An 18,030-nucleotide genomic window follows, 5' to 3' on the forward strand; every position below is an offset into this window, starting at 1 on the left:
ATAGTTGATTAGGAATGTTTGTAATTATTTTTAAAGAAACATAGGAACCTCCATTAATAATACGTTGGCTCCTTCTTTTGCGGTTAGGTTAAAGTTTTTTGTATTCCAAATTCCCATTCCGTCTCTTTTAGATAAAAGTTCACTGTTCACATCAATATTTCCTTCTAACACAAAAACATAAACTCCATTTCCTTCTTTTTTTAACGTATATTCAATAGTCGTTTCTTTGGTGAATTTTCCAAGACTAAACCAAGCATCTTGATGTACCCAAACTCCTTGATCGTCTTTATTAGGTGATAGTACTTGATAAAATTGATTTTCTTTTTGAATTTCTTTGGTAGAAATTTGATCGTAACGAGGTTCAACTCCCTTTTGGTTTGGAATTATCCATATTTGAAGAAATTTTACATCTTTATTAGGGTTTCTGTTACGTTCACTATGATAAATACCTGTACCTGCACTCATCACTTGCACATCACCTTCTTTTATTACAGATATATTTCCCATGCTGTCTTGGTGTTCTAAATCTCCTTCTAAAGGAATAGAAATAATTTCCATGTTTTCATGTGGATGTTTTCCAAAACCACTTCCAGAATGTACCTGGTCATCATTTAAAACTCTTAAAACTCCAAAATTCATTCTTTCTGGATTGTGATATCCTGAAAAACTAAAAGTGTGGTAAGAGTTTAACCAACCATGATTTGCATGTCCTCTTGTTTCTGCTTTGTGAATTACTGTGTTCATTGCTTTTTTTTAATGTTAAATAATTATTTTTTCTTTTTTAATTCTATAGCAAAGATGGTACAAAAGCAGAATGTGAGGAATATAAGAAATCTGGATTTGCATATGAGAATCCGACATTGTATTATTTTTAGGAAGAAAGTTCTTTTCGCTTAAAATGGGAAGGGGAAAAAGAAGTACATTTTTTAAAAAAAGCACTAAAGTTGGCGGGCTCACTAAAGCCTAAGTTAAAACCAATTTCTTTATTGGTTAAAGTAGATAGAAACAATAATCTTTTTGCCTCTACAATAATTCTAGACTGAATGTATTCTTTGGCTGTTTTACCAATAGTGGTTTTTACAATTCTATTTAAATGATCTGGAGTAATGTGTAAAGCGTTAGCATAATAGCTGGTAGAATGTTCTGCTTTATAATTAAGGTTTACCAATTCTTTAAACTCTCTAATTATCCTGTTTTCCGAAATATCTATATATGACTCTACCGGATTAATAGATTGTATGTTGTTACATTCAATTAAAAACAATTTTAAAAAAGCTCCAATAGACAATTCTTTCATTTGCGAGTTTCCATAAAATAATTGAAAAATTTCGTTTGTAAATTGGTCAATTTTTACAAACTGACTTTTAGTAATAGCTAGCGGAGGACTTTGTCCATAATCATGAAAAAGATTTAAACTTTCAATAAAAGAAAGTTGAATAGCATTTTCAATTAAAAATTGAGTCGAAAATGTCATTGCAAAACCCAAAGAAGCTTCTTGTTCTATCACTTGATGAACTTGGCCAGGAGACACAAAAAATAATTGATAACGATCCATTTTATAAGTGTTAAAATCTATTTTATGAGTTCCTTTAGCTTGTTTTATAACCAAAACAGTATAGTAATTGTGCTTGTGGGGTTCATCTGTTTTACCATTTCTTTTTAGATATGTGGTTTCCATATTAGAAATTCCAAAACTGATTTTATCATTAGAGGCATTTATCTTTTGATATGTTTTGATGGGATTCATGATGAGTTAATTTGTTTGGTAAAAGGTAATTAAAAGTACAATTTTTTAGAGGTTTTATAATTAAAGAAAAGTAATAAGTAGTTTGCAGTAGAGATTGTTATATTTTTCTATTCTTTAAACCTTTGTTCATTTCAAAGTGTTATTTTTGTCGCTATGAAATTTAAGATAGAAGCATTAGATCCTAAAAGTAAAGCCAGAGCTGGTGAAGTTACCACGGATCACGGAGTGATAGAAACACCAATATTTATGCCTGTAGGTACTATGGGTACTGTAAAAGGAGTTCATCAACGTGAGTTAAAAGAAGAAATCAATCCTGATATTATTTTATCAAACACGTATCATTTATACTTAAGACCTAAAACAGACATTATACAAGGTGCTGGTGGTTTGCATAAATTCATGAATTGGGACCGTCCTATTTTAACAGATTCAGGAGGATATCAAGTATATTCTTTGTCTGGACGTAGAAAAATTAAAGAAGAAGGCGTAAAGTTTAAAAGTCATATTGATGGTTCTTACCATTTCTTTTCACCAGAAAATGTAATGGAAATACAACGTAAAATTGGAGCAGATATTATCATGGCATTTGATGAGTGTACTCCATATCCTTGTGATTATAATTATGCAAAACGTTCTATGCATATGACTCATAGATGGTTAAATAGATGTATCAATCATTTAGAGAAAACACCAGAAATTTACGATTATAAGCAAACATTCTTTCCGATTGTACAAGGAAGTACCTATACAGATTTAAGAAAACAATCTGCAGAATACATTGCCAATGCAGGAGCAGAAGGGAATGCTATTGGAGGGTTGTCTGTAGGGGAGCCTGCAGAAGAAATGTATGCTATGACAGATGTGGTGTGTAGCATTTTACCAGAAGACAAACCTAGATATTTAATGGGAGTAGGGACTCCAATTAACATTTTAGAAAACATTGCTTTGGGGGTTGATATGTTTGACTGTGTAATGCCTACTCGTAATGCTCGTAACGGAATGTTGTTTACTTCTGAAGGTCACATTAATATTAAAAACAAAAAGTGGGAAAAAGATTTTTCTCCAATAGATCCTGCAGCCATTACTTGGGTAGATACAGAGTATTCTAAAGCGTATTTACGTCACTTATTTGTGTCTAATGAATTTTTAGGCAAGCAAATTGCTACCATACATAACTTAGGCTTTTATCTTTGGTTGGTAAGAGAGGCTAGAAAGCATATTATTGCAGGAGATTTTAGAGAATGGAAAGATAAAATGGTAAAGCAAATGGATAATAGATTATAAGCTTGAAAATATTAGATAAATACATACTATTCAGATATTTAAAATCAGTGTTTTTTACGCTGTTTATTTTAATACCTATTGCGGTAGTAATTGATGTTTCTGAAAAAGTGGATAAGTTTTTACGCCACGATGATTTAACATTGATAGAAATTTTAAGAGATTATTATTTAAATTTTATCGTTTATTACGGAAACACTTTTTTACCCTTGGCTACTTTTATTGCCTGCATTATGTTTACTTCTAAATTGGCAAATAATACAGAGGTAATAGCCATTAGTAGTGCCAATATATCGTTTACTCGTTTTTTAAGACCTTATTTTATAGGAGCGACCATTTTGGCAAGTGTTGCTTTGGCAATGAATCATTTTGTGGTGCCTAAAGGAAATGAGATTAGACATAGGTTTGAAAAAAGTTATATTAATAAAAACTTAGGAGGTAGAGGAGCTGTAAAAAACTTTAACCTTCAGCTAAATGATAGTGCTAAAGTATTTATAAAGTCGTTTAATGTTTCTGGAAATAGAGGTTTTAACTTTTCTTATTCAGAATTTAATGATACCAAAATTAAATACAAATTGGTGTCTAATAATATTGTTTGGGATACAGAGAAGCTTGTCTTTAAACTGCCAGATTATACAGAACGTTTTGTGTTTGCTAATAAAGATTCTCTTTCTTCGGGAGTAGACAAAGAAATTGATTTAGATTTTACTCCAGAAGATTTAAAAACATCGGGATATAAATCTATGAACTTAACTTCTGATAAATTGATTGAGTTTATAGAGAAATCAGAAAAAAGAGGAGTTAAAAATTTAAATTCTTATTACGTAGAATTATATCAAAGAACAAGTTTGCCCATTTCGGCTTATGTTTTAACATTAATAGCTGTGTCTTTGGCTTCTAGAAAAAAACGTGGTGGAGTAGGAATTAACCTTGCTATTGGAGTTGGGTTGATGTTTATTTACGTGTTTTTTATGAAAGTTGCAAAAGTGCTAGGATCTGCACCAGATTCTAATGCTCTTTTTATGGCTTGGTTGCCTAATTTTATATTTGGAATAATTGCAGTGTATTTATACATAAAAGAAAAAAAACAAGGATAACCCTTAAAAATGGAAACAAAATGTCGTTAATCAAATCAATTTCTGGAATTAGAGGAACTATTGGAGGACAAGTTGGAGACAACCTAACCCCGTTAGATGCAGTTAAATTTGCAGCCGCTTATGGTACTTGGATAAAAGAAAGAAATAAAGAAGCTAAAGAAATTAATGTAGTTGTAGGTAGAGATGCTCGTATTTCTGGAGCTATGATTAGTAGTTTGGTAACCAACACACTAATAGGTTTGGGTATTAATGTTATAGATTTAGGTTTGTCTACAACTCCAACGGTTGAGGTAGCTGTGCCTTTAGAAAAAGCACATGGTGGAATTATTTTAACAGCATCTCACAATCCTAAGCAATGGAATGCCTTAAAATTGCTAAACGAAAAAGGAGAATTTTTAAATGGTGCCGATGGGTTAGAAATTTTAGAATTTGCCGAAAAGGATGCGTTTACATTTGCTGAGGTTGATGATTTAGGAACCTATACAGAAGACAATTCATATATAGAGAAACATATTCAAGAAGTTTTAAATTTAGAATTGGTAGATGTAGAAGCTATTAAAAAAGCCCGTTTTAAAGTAGTTCTAGATGCAGTAAATTCAACAGGAGGAATTTTTATTCCTGCTTTGTTAGAAAAATTAGGTGTAGAATGTGTAAAATTATATTGTGAACCTAATGGAGATTTTCCTCACAACCCAGAACCTTTAAAAGAACATTTAGGAGATATTGCTAAATTGGTGGTACAAGAAAAAGCAGATTTTGGAATTGTAGTAGATCCAGATGTAGACAGATTGGCTTTAATTAGCGAAGATGGTTCTATGTTTGGAGAAGAATATACCTTGGTAGCTTGTGCAGATTATGTGCTAGGACAATTAGGAGGTGGGAATACGGTATCTAACCTATCATCTTCTAGAGCCCTAAGAGATGTTACCGAAAAACACGGTGGAACTTATACAGCAAGTGCTGTGGGAGAGGTAAATGTGGTGACTGCCATGAAAGAAACCAATACCGTAATTGGTGGTGAAGGAAATGGAGGAATCATTTATCCAGAATCCCACTACGGTCGTGATTCTTTAGTAGGGGTTGCTTTATTTTTATCTCACTTAGCAAAAGGAAATAAATCTTGTAAAGAATTACGTGATTCTTATCCTGAATACTATATGAGTAAAAATAAAATTCAGTTAACACCTAGTTTAGATGTTGATGCGATTTTAGCTACCATGGCAGAGAAATACAAAAACGAAGAAGTAAATATCATTGATGGTGTAAAAGTTGATTTTGCTGATGAGTGGTTACATTTACGTAAATCTAACACAGAACCAATTATTAGAATTTATACAGAAAGTGGTTCGCAACAAAGTGCAGATGCTTTGGCTTTTAGAGCCATTGATGAGATCAAAGAAATTGCAGGTTTGTAATAAAAAGTAGGACCATCGAGCGGAGTCGAGATGTGAAATTATAGCACATAAACGATCTAGTTAAGTCCAAATTGACGAATTAAAAAGTCCGAGAAATTCTCTCGGACTTTTCTTTTATAAAAAACTAAATTGTTAAGAAAAAGAATGGATTTAAAGAAACATTATGATTCTCTGTACAAAGAGTCAGTTTTAAAAATAGCTAAAGAAAATTGCCAAATAGATCCTTTAATTGATGCTGGTAATGACAACCGATTTGGAATTACACTTTTATTAAGACCTTCTGAAGAAGTAAAGAACCATATTCAATATTTTTTACGTCAACTTAAGCTTATAGAACCTAGTCAATATTATTATGAAAATTCAGATATTCACATTACAGTTATGTCCATTATATCGTGTTATAATGGATTTGATTTAGATAAGCTTAATATTGAAGATTACAATCAAATTATTTGTAAAAGCTTAATCGATTTTACTCCCTTAAAAATAACATGCAGAGGTGTAACAGCTTCTTCTAGTTGTTTAATGATTAAAGGTTTTATGGAAAATGAATCTATAAATCTTTTAAGAGATAGGTTAAGAGCTCATTTTAGAGCAACCACTTTAGAACAAAGTATAGATAAACGTTATGCTATTCAGACAGCACACTCAACAGTAGTTAGATTTAGAAAAAAATTGAGCAATAAAAATGAGTTTTTAGCTCTGGTAGAAAAGTTTAAAGATTATGATTTTGGTACTTTTAAAGTTGAAAGGTTAGAATTGGTTTATAACGACTGGTATCAAAGAAAAAAGTCGGTAAGAAAATTAACAGATTTTACACTCTAAAGAGAGTCTCTTTTATCTAATTTCTCAAATCTTATATCTAAATTATAATAGTACCTTTGCATTGAAATTAAATACTAAAATTTTGAAAAATTTTAAAGATTTAGGAGTAACTCCAGAATTCATCAAATCGATGAAAGAAATGGGAGTAAACCAACCTACAGAAATACAAGAAAGATCCATTCCAAAATTATTGGAAGGACAAATAGATTATATAGGAAAAGCACAAACAGGAACGGGAAAAACCATTGCTTTTGGTTTGCCATTGTTGCAAAAAATAAATCCTAAAAAAAATGAAATTCAGGTTTTGGTTTTAGCTCCGACACGTGAATTGGCTCAACAGATAAAAAAACAATTGTTTAAGTTGACCAAATATGCATCGGAAAGAATTTTTTGTGAAGCTGTTTACGGAGGAGAAAAAATAGACGTTCAAATTAAAAACCTAGAGAGGACTACACACGTAGTTGTTGCGACTCCAGGTAGATTATGCGATTTGTTAGATAGATCTGCAATTGATATTAGCAATATAAAAATGTTAGTATTAGACGAGGCTGATGAAATGTTAAGTATGGGGTTTTTACCAGACTTAAATAGAATTTTAAAGTTTTCTACAGGAGCAAAAAACACTTGGTTGTTTTCTGCAACATTTCCAAATGCATTAAATAGTTTGGTAAAAACATATATGAACAATCCTGTTCGTGTAGAGGTAGAGTCTGAGCAATTGGTAAACGAAAACATTTCTCATAAATTTATATCAACTACAATAGGTCAAAAATTAGATGTTTTAGTCAGTTTTGTAGAGAGTAGAGGAATGGAAAAAGGAATTGTGTTTTGTAAAACAAAATTAGGGGCTCAAAAACTAAAAGAAGAATTATCAGAAGAAGGTTTTTCTGTATCGGCTTTAGAAGGTGATATGGGACAGCGAGATAGAGAAAAATCTTTACGTTCTTTTAAAAATGGAGCTAGTCAATTGTTAGTTTGTACAGATGTTGCTGCAAGGGGAATAGATGTGCCTAATGTGAATTTTGTAATTCATTACCAGCTGCCAGAGAATACAGAATATTTTGTACACCGTAGTGGTAGAACTGCCCGTGGTGGAAACAAAGGTTTGTCTTTGGCTATTGTGTTGTCTAAAGAGTTAGAGCAGTTACAGGGATTACAAAAGGAATTTAAAATTTATTTTGGAAAATATACGATTGTATAATAAGAGAAATTTATAGTCTTATTTATTTTTATAAAAACAAAAAACTCGGATGTGCAATCCGAGTTTTTTTGTAGGTGTTTTTTAGTAAATGTTAATAGCTTAACTAGATTTTATATGTACAAACTATATTTATAGATAAGGAATCATTTGTGCTAGATGTTTTAATTATAAATTATGTTCTTTGAAAAATCTAAAAATTAATTTTAGATTAATTACACATAAACTTAAAATACAATGCACATTTTTTTTAAAGTTATCGTTTTGTCTCTAACAGTGCTAACTACTGTTAATTCACAAAAAAGAGAAGTCAAAAAACAACCTAATATTATTGTTATTATGGCTGATGATATGGGGTATGCTGATACTGGTTTTACAGGATCAAAAAACATAAAGACTCCTCATCTAGACAAAATGGCTAGCGCTGGAGTTGTTTTTTCTCAAGGTTACGTAACACACGCTTTTTGTGGACCTAGTAGAGCAGGTTTGTTATCAGGTCGTTATCAACACCGTTTTGGGTTTGATCATAACCCAGCCTATGATCCTAACAATCCATATTTAGGAATATCTACAAAAGAAATTTTATTTCCTGCTAGAATGCAAAAAGTTGGATACACCACAGGGATTATTGGAAAATGGCACCTGGGAGCAGCGTATCCGTTTAACCCAATGAATAGAGGTTTTAATTATTTCTATGGATTTTTAGGAGGAGGACATGATTACTACAAGGTAGATGTATCTAGACCTTTTAAAGAAAACTATTTACACGGTTTAATTCGCAACAAAAGACCAGCTGATTTTAAAGGATACTTAACCACAGCTTTAAGTAACGATGCTGTTGATTTTGTAAAAGAAAATAAAGAAAAACCATTCTTTTTGTATTTGTCTTACAACGCACCCCATCAACCTTTACAGGCTCCAAAAGAAGATATTGAGCGTTATGCACATATAAAAGATAAAAAAAGAAGAGTGTATGCTGCTATGGTAGATGTTATGGATCAAGGAATTGGTAAAGTAATAAAAGCGTTAGAAGACAATGAAATTGCTGAAAATACACTAGTGTTTTTCCTAAGTGATAACGGAGGACCAATTCCATCTAAGCGTTTGCCAAAACGAGGAAATGGATCTTCAAATGCTCCATTTCGCGGTGGAAAAACAGATTATTTTGATGGTGGAGTACATGTTCCATTTATTGCTTATTGGCCATCTGTACTTAAAGGAGGGCAAGTCTATGATAAGCCTGTGATTTCAATTGATATTAGTAAAACCGCTGTAGAATTGGCAGGTGCAGATGCTAGCGAAGGAAATGGAATGGAAGGTGAAAATTTGATACCTTTATTAACAGGTAAGAAAAAAGAAGCTCCTCATAATGCTTTGTTCTGGAAATTCAGAAACAATTGGGCGGTTCTTTCAGATGGGTACAAACACATAAAAAATTCTCCATTAAAAGAAGCGGGTTTGTTTAATTTAAAGAAAGATGCAGGGGAACAAAATAATATAGTATCAAAAAATAAAAAAGTAGCAGAAAGCTTACGTAGTAAGTGGCAGGCATGGGATAAACAAAATATGGGACATAGAATTGGTAGTTATGCTGAGTTTGAAAGAAAAAGAGAACAGTTCTTTGAAGAATCTTTACCTGAAGGAGCTAAAAAATCTGATTATTTTGTGCCTAAAAAGTAATTTTTTAAGTATTTGTTATATTGTAATTTTTAAGTGTTTTTTTTTGATAAAATCATATATTCTATAGAATTAATTTAGCGTATCTATAAGTAGTTTTTTTAAAAATTACATTTACATAAATAATTAATGATTATGATTAAACAGTTATGTGTGCTTATTATTGGTGTAGTTTTTTTTATTTCATGTTCTAAGAATTCAGATAGTTTTATTCCTCCTGTAGATAAAGTAGACAAGGAAGAACCGTTAGAAGAAGAAAATCCCATAGAAGAAGATATTGCTTTAGGAGAAAATACATCTGTGCCTAGTTTTTTAGAAGGAGAAAATCCAAATGTTACAGTTAAAAAATGGGTAAAAGTAAATTTGTTAAGTGATGAATTTGAAACTACAAATTTGGACACGGATAAGTGGGCAATATTAACAAGTAGTTGGATTGGGAGAGAACCTGGTATTTTTAAAGAAGATGCTGTTGCTTTAGCTAACGGAAATTTAACCATTACCAATTATAAATTAGCAGAAAAAGAAATTGTAAACGGAAATGAATATACGCATGCAGGAAGCTTGATAAGATCTATAAATACAGCTCAACCCGGAATGTATATTGAATGTAGAATGAAAGCTAGTAAGACATTTATGTCTTCTACTTTTTGGTTGATTAATACAAGAAATGAAGGAAGCGGTTGTGATCAAAGAACAACGGAATTAGATATTCAAGAAACGGTGGGGCGTATTACAGATTCAACTCCAGATTGGGCAAAAGATCATGATACAGGTATGTATTCTAATACACATAGTAGAAACAAAACTTGTGATGAAACAAAAGAAGGAAGTGAGGGAGCTGAAGTAGAATATGCAACTAAAAATTGGGAGAATTACCATATTTATGCAGCTTGGTGGAAAAGCTCAAAAGAAATATTGTTCTTTTTAGACGGAGAATATAAAAACACTGTGGTTCCTGTAGAAAATTTTGATTTACCTATGTATTTAAGAATGGTTACAGAAACGTATGATTGGAGTCCTGTACCAGCTGATGGTGGTTTAACAGGAACAAAAGAAGAACGTACTACTTATTATGATTGGGTTAGAACCTGGGAATTGCAATAATTTTAAATTATAAATAAAAAAACATCAACTTATAAGTTGATGTTTTTTTATACTGTATATATATATTATAAAATGCTATTCAAAACATTTTTCCATTACGTTTTTCATTACAGAATAAGACGTAGATGCTCCAGGAGAAGCTCCTAACAATGCAGCAATAGACTTATCTTTAGAAATAATAATTTCAGTTCCAAATTCTAATTTACCACTACGTTTTTTGTATTTTTTAATAATCTGTACACGTTGTCCTGCAACTACAACTTTCCAATCTTCATCTTTAGCATCTGGATAAAATTCGCGTAACATTTCCATTCTGTCTTCAAACTTTAAACTTACTTGTTTTACTAAGTAACCTACTAAAGGCAAGTTGTTGTAACCTGCACCTAAAAGACTCATAATGTTGTCAAATTCTACTGATTTAGGCAAATCAAAGAAAGAACCGTGCTTTAAAAATTTAGTTGTAAAACCAGCATAAGGTCCGAATAATAGTTCTTTTCTACCATTTATAACTCTTGTTGTCCATATGGGGAACAGACATTGGCGGAGCACCTTTTTTAGCTTTACCATATACTTTGGCAGCATGTCTCTCTATAACTTCTGGGTTGGTACAACGCAACCATAATCCGCTAATTGGAAAACCACCATACCCTCTAGCTTCTTCAATTCCAGACTTTTCTAATAAAGATAATGCACCTCCACCTGCACCAATAAACAAGTAGTTGGTTACAATTTTCCAGTGTTTACCAACGTTTTGTCCTTTTACAGATAGCAGCCAACGGTTATTTTTTGTTTTCTCAATATCAATAACGTTACTGTGATTGATCAATTCAACATTGGGTTGTTTAGATAAATAACGAAAAATTTGTTCTGCAATTTCTCCAAAGTTTACATCATAACCTTCTTTAATATAAGTAGCAGCAACACTAGATCTTTTGTTACGTCCCTCCATCATTAAAGGCAGCCATTCTTTAATTTGTTCCCTATCTTTAGAAAAAACCATATCTTTAAAAAACTCAGTTTCTTTTAAAACGTTCCAACGCCTTTCTAAAAAATCGACATCTCTTTTACCTTGAACAAAACTAATGTGTGGTACTTCAGAAATACATTTGTCTAGATTCTGAATGTATCCTTTTTCCTTACAATCTTTCCAAAACGCAAGGGTTTCGTAAAACTGAGTGGCTGTTTTTACAGCTTTGCTAGGATCTACCACTCCACTTTTTTCTGGAGTATAATTCAATTCACAGTTTCCTGCATGTCCCGTTCCTGCATTATTCCATGCCTCAGAACTTTCTTCGGCCATTTGAGGAAGCTTTTCGATAACAGTAATTTTTTTACCAGGGTATTTCTCGAAAAGTAATATTGCCAATGTGGCACTCATAATTCCTCCTCCAATTAACACAAAATCAGCGTGTTTTATGGGTGGATGTTTAGATGTTGTTTTTTTAGAAGATGATTTTCTTGGCATTTTGTAGAACCTTTATTTTTTGTGCTAACAAAGATATAGGTTTCATGTCATTAAAATTGGCTATGTTTTAATTAAGATTGTGTTGTTTTGTTAAGAAACTAAAAATTTAACGAAAACGTTATAAAAGCTAAATTATTAACATTTTTAAATTTTAATAAATCATTTTAGGAGTGTAAAAAAGATCTTTTAATGTTAGGTCATTATTTCTGTTTAATCGTCCTAGTATTTTAAAAAATACAATGGCAGTAATGTAGGCATCACCGTAGGCAGTGTGTCTGTCTTTCTTTTTAACTTTAAGCTCATCACAAACTTCATCTAAACTAAATACTTTGTTGTATACATCTGCATATACTTGATGTTTTGTCTTTTTAAACAAAACATTGGTATCTAAAGTTTTGTTTTTAAGTTTAGGTAAGCCTATTCTTTTTAAAGCGTAGTTTACACAATTGATGTCGAAATTAATATGATGACCAACAATTATAGCACCTTCTATGTATTTTAAAAATTTTTTTATAGCCTCTTCTTCTTTGCACTTGGTATAGTTTCCTTTTTTTAAAAGACCGTGTATAGCTACACTTTCTCTCTTAAAAATTTCCTGTTCTAAATATTTTTCAAAAGTATCTTTAACGTTTATGGTGTTGTTATAAATAGTAACTGCTCCCATAGATAAAATTCGATCATTTTTAGGATCTAATCCAGAGGTTTCACAATCAAAAACAACAAATTTAGATTCTTTTATTGTTTTGTTATTTGTGGTTTTTATAGATTCTATATATTCTTTCCAGTAATCAGGATGATTTTTCTTTTTAAAATAGTACTGTATGTTTTTAAAAATATATTTAAACATAGGTGATGATGGTTTAAATGTTTGCTTGAAAACGGACCGCTATAATTTCCTGAATACTCTTTATTGGCTTAAAACAACGTCTTAGTTTTACCTTGTCAGATTTTGACAGGGTTTCTAGTTTGATAAATTTTCCATCGTCTTCTCCTAGCGAGGTTAATCCGTTTTTTGTTTTAAATTTTAACAAAGCTTTAAAAGCATAAGCACATGCTTCGTATACTTCGGCATTTTGTGGTTCTAATTCTCTTAACTTATAATATCTTTCGGCAGTATTGTTTACTCCTTTTAGGTTGTGTTGTAGAGTTAAAATTCTGGCAGCATCTATCAACGGCATAATAGCACGCTGTTTAATGTTAAAATGATCTTTGTGTGCCCCATCTTGATCTACAATAAATTGTCTAAAGAAACCAAGTGGACTAGGGCTTTTAAGAGCATCTTGCGCTAAAAACATAAAGAATCTTTTGTTGTCTTTGGTGTGTTTGTATACAGATATAGATAAATCATCTACTAATTTTTTATGGCCGTAAACAAAGTTAAAATCAAAAAATATGGCAGTTAATAATATGTTTTTTTCTGTAGGATTGTAAATCCAATCTTGAAACTGTGTTTTCCATTCTTTTTTACTTAAACACCATTTTGGATTGCTGGCCATCATTTCAGCAGGACAGTATTCAAAACCTATAGAATGTAAGTTTTTGGTAATTAAAGCCGCTAATTCCATATAGAAACTGCGAACTTCTTCTATTTGATCTTGAGGAACATCGTCAAAAATAATTCCGTTGTCTTGGTCGGTTGGGATTAATTGTTCTTTACGAGCTTGGCTTCCTAAGGCAAAAAACGCAAATTTACAAGGAGGGGTTTTGTTTAATTCTTTAACAGATAATTCTACTACTTTTTCGTTGATAGACTCATTCAATTCTGCAACAACTGTTAATGTATGTGTAAAAGAGATATGTTGATCGATATACCTTTTTAACAAATCGTTTAATTGTTGTCTTAAATCTCTTAGTCTAGAAATGGTTCTTGCTCGGCTAATCTGTTTCATTAACACTGCAGGGTTGTTACTTAAAGAAGCTACAATATCTTGTTGTGTCACCATTCCCAGCATTTTACTGTTTTTGGTACCGTCTTCTGTAATACAAACGTTTTCTACTTTTTTTTGTAGCATAATAATTTGTGCCTGCGCAATAGAAATGTCTGAGGATGCAGTAACCACAGGGCTTCCCATTATTTCGCCTACACTTTCATCAATAGAATATTTACCTGTAGCTACAGTGTGCAGTAGTATTTTATTGGTAATAACTCCTATAGGTTTATTTTTTCTTAAAATAAAAATAGAACTAATTTTATTATCACTCATAATAAGAGCAGCTTCTCTTATTGTGTGTTTATGATTGCAACTAACGGCAGTAGTTGTTAAGTTACTTATTTTAGAACTAAAGTAATCGGTTTGTCTGGTACGTTTGTAATCTGCAAAAATGCGTTCATTTTCTTCTTGAGAAAAACGTGTGGTAGAGTTACTAGCAAAACGAGTAATTAAGTATTTACTAATTTCTGCATTGTTTATAAATTGCTCGTTAAATATTTGAATGGGAATTGCGTAAACAATAGACTCTTCGTAAGCTTTTGCGTTTAAAATGTAGTTTTCGTTTACAATTAAAGGTCTTAGACCTAGAACATCTCCTTCATCACACATTTCAACTTCTACAGTTTTTTCTCCATCTTGTCTGTAGATACGAATAGCTCCTTGGTTTACAATATAAAAGAAATCCTTAGGGGGTTTTCCCTGAGAATACAATGTTTCGTCTTTGTCTAAATACAAAACATTGGTTTCTACAGCCAGCTTATATAAATCATTATAAGATAGATTATCAAAAGGAGGATAGTTTTTTATAAAGTCGGTTATTCTTTCTGCAATGCTATTTTTCATGCTAAATGGCTTCTTTTAGTAGGTCAATAATATGTTTGTAATATTCAACATCATGAGGAACAAAATACGTAGTGTCTTTGTAATTGTTTTCTAAATAATCTAAGGTTACTAGTTTTAAATCACTTACTTCTTCTGGTTGTGGAGTTAAGTCTGTAAGATTTGTTTTTAATTCTGTCAAATAAATATGATGAATTTCATGATCTATCAACCCATTGGAATGTGCGTGTTTTTCTTCCCAAATTCCTTTATAGATTAATTGATCCTTGATCACCGTAAGGTCAACTTCTTCTTTAATTTCTCTAATAGCTCCATCTAAAAAGTTTTCTTCAGATGCCACATGACCTGCTACTGACACATCCCACAAATTTGGATAAATTTCCTTTTTTTTGTTTCTTTTCTGAATCAGAATTTTTCCATTTTGATGATAAAACCAAATATGTACACTAGCGTGTAAAATTCCATTTTGATGGGCAAAACTTTTCATGCAAGCATTGCCTGTTGGTTGCCCCATAAGGTTTACAATATCTATAAGTTCATCCATAATAAAAAGAAAGAGTGTATGGTAAAGATACTATCTTTTTATTTGTAATTTTACGCTCTTATAGAGAGAAATACTGAATGAAATATCCTAAAAATGAATTGGCACAATTGGTCATTGCTTCTTGTGTATCAAATCATATAAACGAGGTAGTAATATCTCCGGGTTCTCGTAATGGACCCTTAACTATTGGGTTTAATCAAGTGCCAACTATAACATCTTATAGTGTGGTAGATGAGCGTTGTGCTGCTTTTGTGGCTTTAGGAATGGCTCAAAAAAAACAAAAAGCTACGGCTGTTGTTTGTACTTCTGGTTCTGCGTTGTTAAATTATTATCCAGCGGTTTCAGAAGCTTTTTATAGCAATATTCCTTTGCTGGTAATTTCTGCAGATAGACCTAAGTATTTAATAGATGTAGGCGATGGACAAACCATAAGACAAACAGGTGTGTTTAAAAATCATATTTTGTTTGAAGCTAATTTGGTTGAAATGCAATCGGAAGTAGATAGAGAAATTAATAAAGAGTTGGTTTACAAAGCAATTAAAATTGCCAATACACAGAAAGGACCTGTGCATATTAATGTTCCTTTTGATGAACCTTTGTATGATTTGGTTTCTGATATGTTAGAATATCCTTTAGAAAAAATAGAGGAAGAGCAAGTACTTACAGAAACTCCTTTAAAGGTAAAAGAATTAGAAGTGTTTGCTGATACATGGAACAAAGCTGCTAAAAAAATAGTGTTGGTGGGAGTGCATCAGCCTAGTGAGTTGTTACAAACACAAATTAATCATTTATTAAAAGATCCATCGGTATTGGTGTTTACGGAAACGAATTCTAACATCAATTCAAAAAACACAATCAATAGTATTGATCAGTTTTTAGCAGGTTTATCGGAAGAGGAAAAAGAATTTTATCAGCCAGATATATTGCTAACCATTGGTGGTTTGGTGGTGTCTAAAAGAATAAAGCAGTATTTAAGAGCTTTACAACCCAAAGAACATTGGGCGATACATGCAACTACGGGCTATGATACTTTCTTTGCTTTAACACATCATTTTAAAATATCTACAGAGTTGTTCTTTAGTCAGTTTTTTTGGTTGATTAAAAATAAAGAAAGTAAATATCAGCAAAAAGGATTGAGGGTAAAAGAGACAAGAAAGCAACAACATCATGATTTTGTGGCTACTTGTGAATATTCTGACCTTAAAGTGTTTGGTGTTTTAAACCAGTTTTTTCCCAAAAAATCAGTTTTGCAACTGAGTAATAGTGCTACAGTACGTTATGCACAGTTGTTTGATGTTGATGATTCTATAACTGTGTTTTGTAACAGAGGTACTAGCGGAATTGATGGAAGTACATCTACTGCTATAGGGCATGCAATGCAAACTAAAAAACAAGTTACGTTGGTAACTGGAGATATTAGTTTTTTATACGATAGCAATGCTTTGTGGAATATGTATATTCCTACTAATTTTAGAATTATAATTGTAAATAACAATGGAGGTGGTATTTTTAAAATTTTACCAGGGCCTAAAAAAACAGATGCCTTGTCTTATTTTGAAACTCCACATGGATTAACAGCAGAGCATTTGGCCAAAATGTATGGTTTTGAATATTTGTTTGCAACCAGTATTAAAGGCATAGAAAAAGAGATGACTTCTTTTTACAAAGAAAGTTGTCAACCAAAAATAATAGAGGTTTTCACACCAAGTGATAAAAACGATCAGGTTTTGAAAACATATTTTGAATCGTTTAAAGTGTAAAATTATGGAAGAGTTTGAAGAAGGGCAACAAGTAGATGTTGTAATAGGTAGTTTTTCTAAATTAGGAATTACGGTATTGGTAGATGAGGTAACTGAGGGGATTTTGTATAAAAATGAAGTTTATCAGCGACTAGAAGAAGGGCAACGTTTAAAAGCATATGTTAAAAAAGTTAGAGAAGATGGTAAGCTAGATATTTCTTTACAACCTATTGGTTTTAGAAATAGTATTACCAAATTTCAGGTACAAATATTAACTGCTTTAAGAGCTCATAATGGTTTTTTACCTGTTACAGATAAATCGGAACCAGACACCATTAAGTATGAATTGGGAATGAGTAAAAAAGCATTTAAAAATGCTATTGGCGGTTTGTATAAAAACAAAGTAATTACGTTAGAAGAAAACGGAATAAAATTATTAGAACATACACAAGAATAAAAAAAGGAAGCTAATTAGCTTCCTTTTTTTATGAATTTTAATGTATTAGAGAATCTAGTCTTTTGGAGGATATATGCTGTTTTTGGTTGGTTTTACTAGCAAAAAAAACATTATCGCTAATATGTTTAGATTCAATGTAATCTTCTTTACTTATAGAATCTTTGGTAATAAGTATTACGTGTCTTTTGTTTTGAGTGCTTACTTTGTAAATATGATAACCTAATAAAGCTAAGGTGGGGTTTGTATAATAAATATTGGTTTTTACATAAATAACACCAATAATAAACAAGATTAAAATAAACATTAATCCGTTTCTTTCTTTAGATAAATCAAAATCTAAATCAAAACTTAAAAGAGGAACTACATAAGTAACTAAAAAAGTTAAATGTTCCCAATTGTGATCTTCTACTTCTGTAATTTGTTCGGGTTTGGTAACTCCATCTTCTATGATGTATTTAAACTTATAATAGAATAAGAATCCTGAAAAAATAAAAATTAAGCAAACAATTGGGATTGCGTTAGAAATAACAAGTTCCTTAATTCCATTAGTGCTATATTTTTCAAAATAAATGGGTATGTTTAATTTGTTTACGAACAATAATAAGAATAACAGCCATAGCGACAGTACATAGAGTTGGATTTTTAATAACATTTTTTTCAGTTTTTAAGCAATTTGTGAAACACATAACTTGGTTTTATAAGAATAGCCT

General features: G+C 31.4%; 17 protein-coding genes. 9 read left to right on the forward strand and 8 right to left on the reverse strand.

What is annotated here, in order from left to right:
- Positions 1-30: 30 nt before the first annotated feature.
- A complete protein-coding gene (locus FHR24_RS14745) occupies positions 31-744 on the reverse strand; it encodes a pirin family protein (protein WP_167190704.1) in 714 nt (237 codons plus the stop codon).
- A gap of 127 nt (positions 745-871) precedes the next feature.
- Positions 872-1,747 carry an AraC family transcriptional regulator gene (locus tag FHR24_RS14750; protein ID WP_167190706.1) on the reverse strand — a complete coding sequence of 292 codons (876 nt, stop codon included), beginning with the start codon at positions 1,745-1,747 and terminating at the stop codon, positions 872-874.
- A gap of 153 nt (positions 1,748-1,900) precedes the next feature.
- Here FHR24_RS14750 and tgt point away from each other — a divergent pair, with 153 nt between their 5' ends.
- The 7 genes from tgt (at position 1,901) to FHR24_RS14785 (ending at position 10,344) form a co-directional block, all read left to right on the forward strand.
- Positions 1,901-3,031, forward strand: coding sequence for a tRNA guanosine(34) transglycosylase Tgt (gene tgt / locus FHR24_RS14755; protein WP_167190708.1), 1,131 nt, complete (start codon positions 1,901-1,903; stop codon positions 3,029-3,031).
- A gap of 2 nt (positions 3,032-3,033) precedes the next feature.
- Positions 3,034-4,125, forward strand: coding sequence for an LptF/LptG family permease (locus tag FHR24_RS14760; RefSeq protein WP_167190710.1), 1,092 nt, complete (start codon positions 3,034-3,036; stop codon positions 4,123-4,125).
- 20 nt (positions 4,126-4,145) lie between these two features.
- The gene (gene glmM / locus FHR24_RS14765) at positions 4,146-5,540 is read left to right on the forward strand and encodes a phosphoglucosamine mutase (RefSeq protein ID WP_167190713.1); all 1,395 of its coding nucleotides are present in this window, start codon (positions 4,146-4,148) and stop codon (positions 5,538-5,540) included.
- Between the two features lie 144 nt (positions 5,541-5,684).
- Positions 5,685-6,365 (forward strand): 2'-5' RNA ligase family protein, encoded by a 681-nt coding sequence (locus FHR24_RS14770; protein WP_167190716.1) that lies wholly within the window; start codon positions 5,685-5,687, stop codon positions 6,363-6,365.
- Between the two features lie 82 nt (positions 6,366-6,447).
- Positions 6,448-7,566: a DEAD/DEAH box helicase gene (locus FHR24_RS14775; protein WP_208412375.1), complete on the forward strand. Its 1,119-nt coding sequence runs from the start codon at positions 6,448-6,450 to the stop codon at positions 7,564-7,566.
- Between the two features lie 234 nt (positions 7,567-7,800).
- On the forward strand, positions 7,801-9,243 hold the full coding sequence (locus FHR24_RS14780) for a sulfatase-like hydrolase/transferase (protein ID WP_167190720.1): 1,443 nt from the start codon (positions 7,801-7,803) through the stop codon (positions 9,241-9,243).
- A 132-nt stretch (positions 9,244-9,375) separates the two neighbouring features.
- Positions 9,376-10,344 carry a LamG domain-containing protein gene (locus FHR24_RS14785; protein WP_167190723.1) on the forward strand — a complete coding sequence of 323 codons (969 nt, stop codon included), beginning with the start codon at positions 9,376-9,378 and terminating at the stop codon, positions 10,342-10,344.
- 75 nt (positions 10,345-10,419) lie between these two features.
- Here FHR24_RS14785 and FHR24_RS15695 read toward each other — a convergent pair whose 3' ends face one another.
- The 5 genes from FHR24_RS15695 to FHR24_RS14805 form a co-directional block, all read right to left on the reverse strand.
- Entirely contained in the window at positions 10,420-10,893 is a 474-nt protein-coding gene (locus tag FHR24_RS15695; protein WP_317166210.1) for a malate:quinone oxidoreductase, read from the reverse strand.
- Positions 10,841-11,809 (reverse strand): FAD-dependent oxidoreductase, encoded by a 969-nt coding sequence (locus tag FHR24_RS14790; protein WP_243846570.1) that lies wholly within the window; start codon positions 11,807-11,809, stop codon positions 10,841-10,843. Before FHR24_RS14790 ends, FHR24_RS15695 begins: the two co-directional genes overlap by 53 nt.
- A 151-nt stretch (positions 11,810-11,960) precedes the next feature.
- Positions 11,961-12,656: a 3'-5' exonuclease gene (locus tag FHR24_RS14795; protein ID WP_167190726.1), complete on the reverse strand. Its 696-nt coding sequence runs from the start codon at positions 12,654-12,656 to the stop codon at positions 11,961-11,963.
- Between the two features lie 13 nt (positions 12,657-12,669).
- The gene (locus tag FHR24_RS14800) at positions 12,670-14,583 is read right to left on the reverse strand and encodes a DUF294 nucleotidyltransferase-like domain-containing protein (RefSeq protein WP_167190729.1); all 1,914 of its coding nucleotides are present in this window, start codon (positions 14,581-14,583) and stop codon (positions 12,670-12,672) included.
- A gap of 1 nt (position 14,584) precedes the next feature.
- Positions 14,585-15,124, reverse strand: coding sequence for an NUDIX hydrolase (locus FHR24_RS14805; RefSeq protein ID WP_208412376.1), 540 nt, complete (start codon positions 15,122-15,124; stop codon positions 14,585-14,587).
- 77 nt (positions 15,125-15,201) lie between these two features.
- Here FHR24_RS14805 and menD point away from each other — a divergent pair, with 77 nt between their 5' ends.
- Complete coding sequence (menD, locus tag FHR24_RS14810; RefSeq protein WP_167190734.1) at positions 15,202-16,884, forward strand: 2-succinyl-5-enolpyruvyl-6-hydroxy-3-cyclohexene-1-carboxylic-acid synthase; 1,683 nt, start codon at positions 15,202-15,204, stop codon at positions 16,882-16,884.
- A 4-nt stretch (positions 16,885-16,888) separates the two neighbouring features.
- A complete protein-coding gene (locus tag FHR24_RS14815) occupies positions 16,889-17,320 on the forward strand; it encodes a S1 RNA-binding domain-containing protein (protein WP_167190737.1) in 432 nt (143 codons plus the stop codon).
- Between the two features lie 37 nt (positions 17,321-17,357).
- Here the strand turns inward: FHR24_RS14815 and kwaA are convergent, their stop codons facing one another.
- Positions 17,358-17,972 (reverse strand): anti-phage protein KwaA, encoded by a 615-nt coding sequence (gene kwaA / locus FHR24_RS14820; RefSeq protein WP_167190739.1) that lies wholly within the window; start codon positions 17,970-17,972, stop codon positions 17,358-17,360.
- Between the last annotated feature and the right edge of the window lie 58 nt (positions 17,973-18,030).

The organism is Wenyingzhuangia heitensis (assembly GCF_011762155.1).
Lineage (GTDB): Bacteria > Bacteroidota > Bacteroidia > Flavobacteriales > Flavobacteriaceae > Wenyingzhuangia > Wenyingzhuangia heitensis.

Coding starts and splice junctions, on each gene's coding strand:
- FHR24_RS14745 (WP_167190704.1), bottom strand. CDS start 744: ATGAACACAGTAATTCACAAAGCAGAAACAAGAGGACATGCAAATCAT.
- FHR24_RS14750 (WP_167190706.1), bottom strand. CDS start 1,747: ATGAATCCCATCAAAACATATCAAAAGATAAATGCCTCTAATGATAAA.
- tgt (WP_167190708.1), top strand. CDS start 1,901: ATGAAATTTAAGATAGAAGCATTAGATCCTAAAAGTAAAGCCAGAGCT.
- glmM (WP_167190713.1), top strand. CDS start 4,146: ATGTCGTTAATCAAATCAATTTCTGGAATTAGAGGAACTATTGGAGGA.
- FHR24_RS14770 (WP_167190716.1), top strand. CDS start 5,685: ATGGATTTAAAGAAACATTATGATTCTCTGTACAAAGAGTCAGTTTTA.
- FHR24_RS14780 (WP_167190720.1), top strand. CDS start 7,801: ATGCACATTTTTTTTAAAGTTATCGTTTTGTCTCTAACAGTGCTAACT.
- FHR24_RS14785 (WP_167190723.1), top strand. CDS start 9,376: ATGATTAAACAGTTATGTGTGCTTATTATTGGTGTAGTTTTTTTTATT.
- FHR24_RS14790 (WP_243846570.1), bottom strand. CDS start 11,809: ATGCCAAGAAAATCATCTTCTAAAAAAACAACATCTAAACATCCACCC.
- FHR24_RS14795 (WP_167190726.1), bottom strand. CDS start 12,656: ATGTTTAAATATATTTTTAAAAACATACAGTACTATTTTAAAAAGAAA.
- FHR24_RS14800 (WP_167190729.1), bottom strand. CDS start 14,583: ATGAAAAATAGCATTGCAGAAAGAATAACCGACTTTATAAAAAACTAT.
- FHR24_RS14805 (WP_208412376.1), bottom strand. CDS start 15,124: ATGGATGAACTTATAGATATTGTAAACCTTATGGGGCAACCAACAGGC.
- menD (WP_167190734.1), top strand. CDS start 15,202: ATGAAATATCCTAAAAATGAATTGGCACAATTGGTCATTGCTTCTTGT.
- FHR24_RS14815 (WP_167190737.1), top strand. CDS start 16,889: ATGGAAGAGTTTGAAGAAGGGCAACAAGTAGATGTTGTAATAGGTAGT.
- kwaA (WP_167190739.1), bottom strand. CDS start 17,972: ATGTTATTAAAAATCCAACTCTATGTACTGTCGCTATGGCTGTTATTC.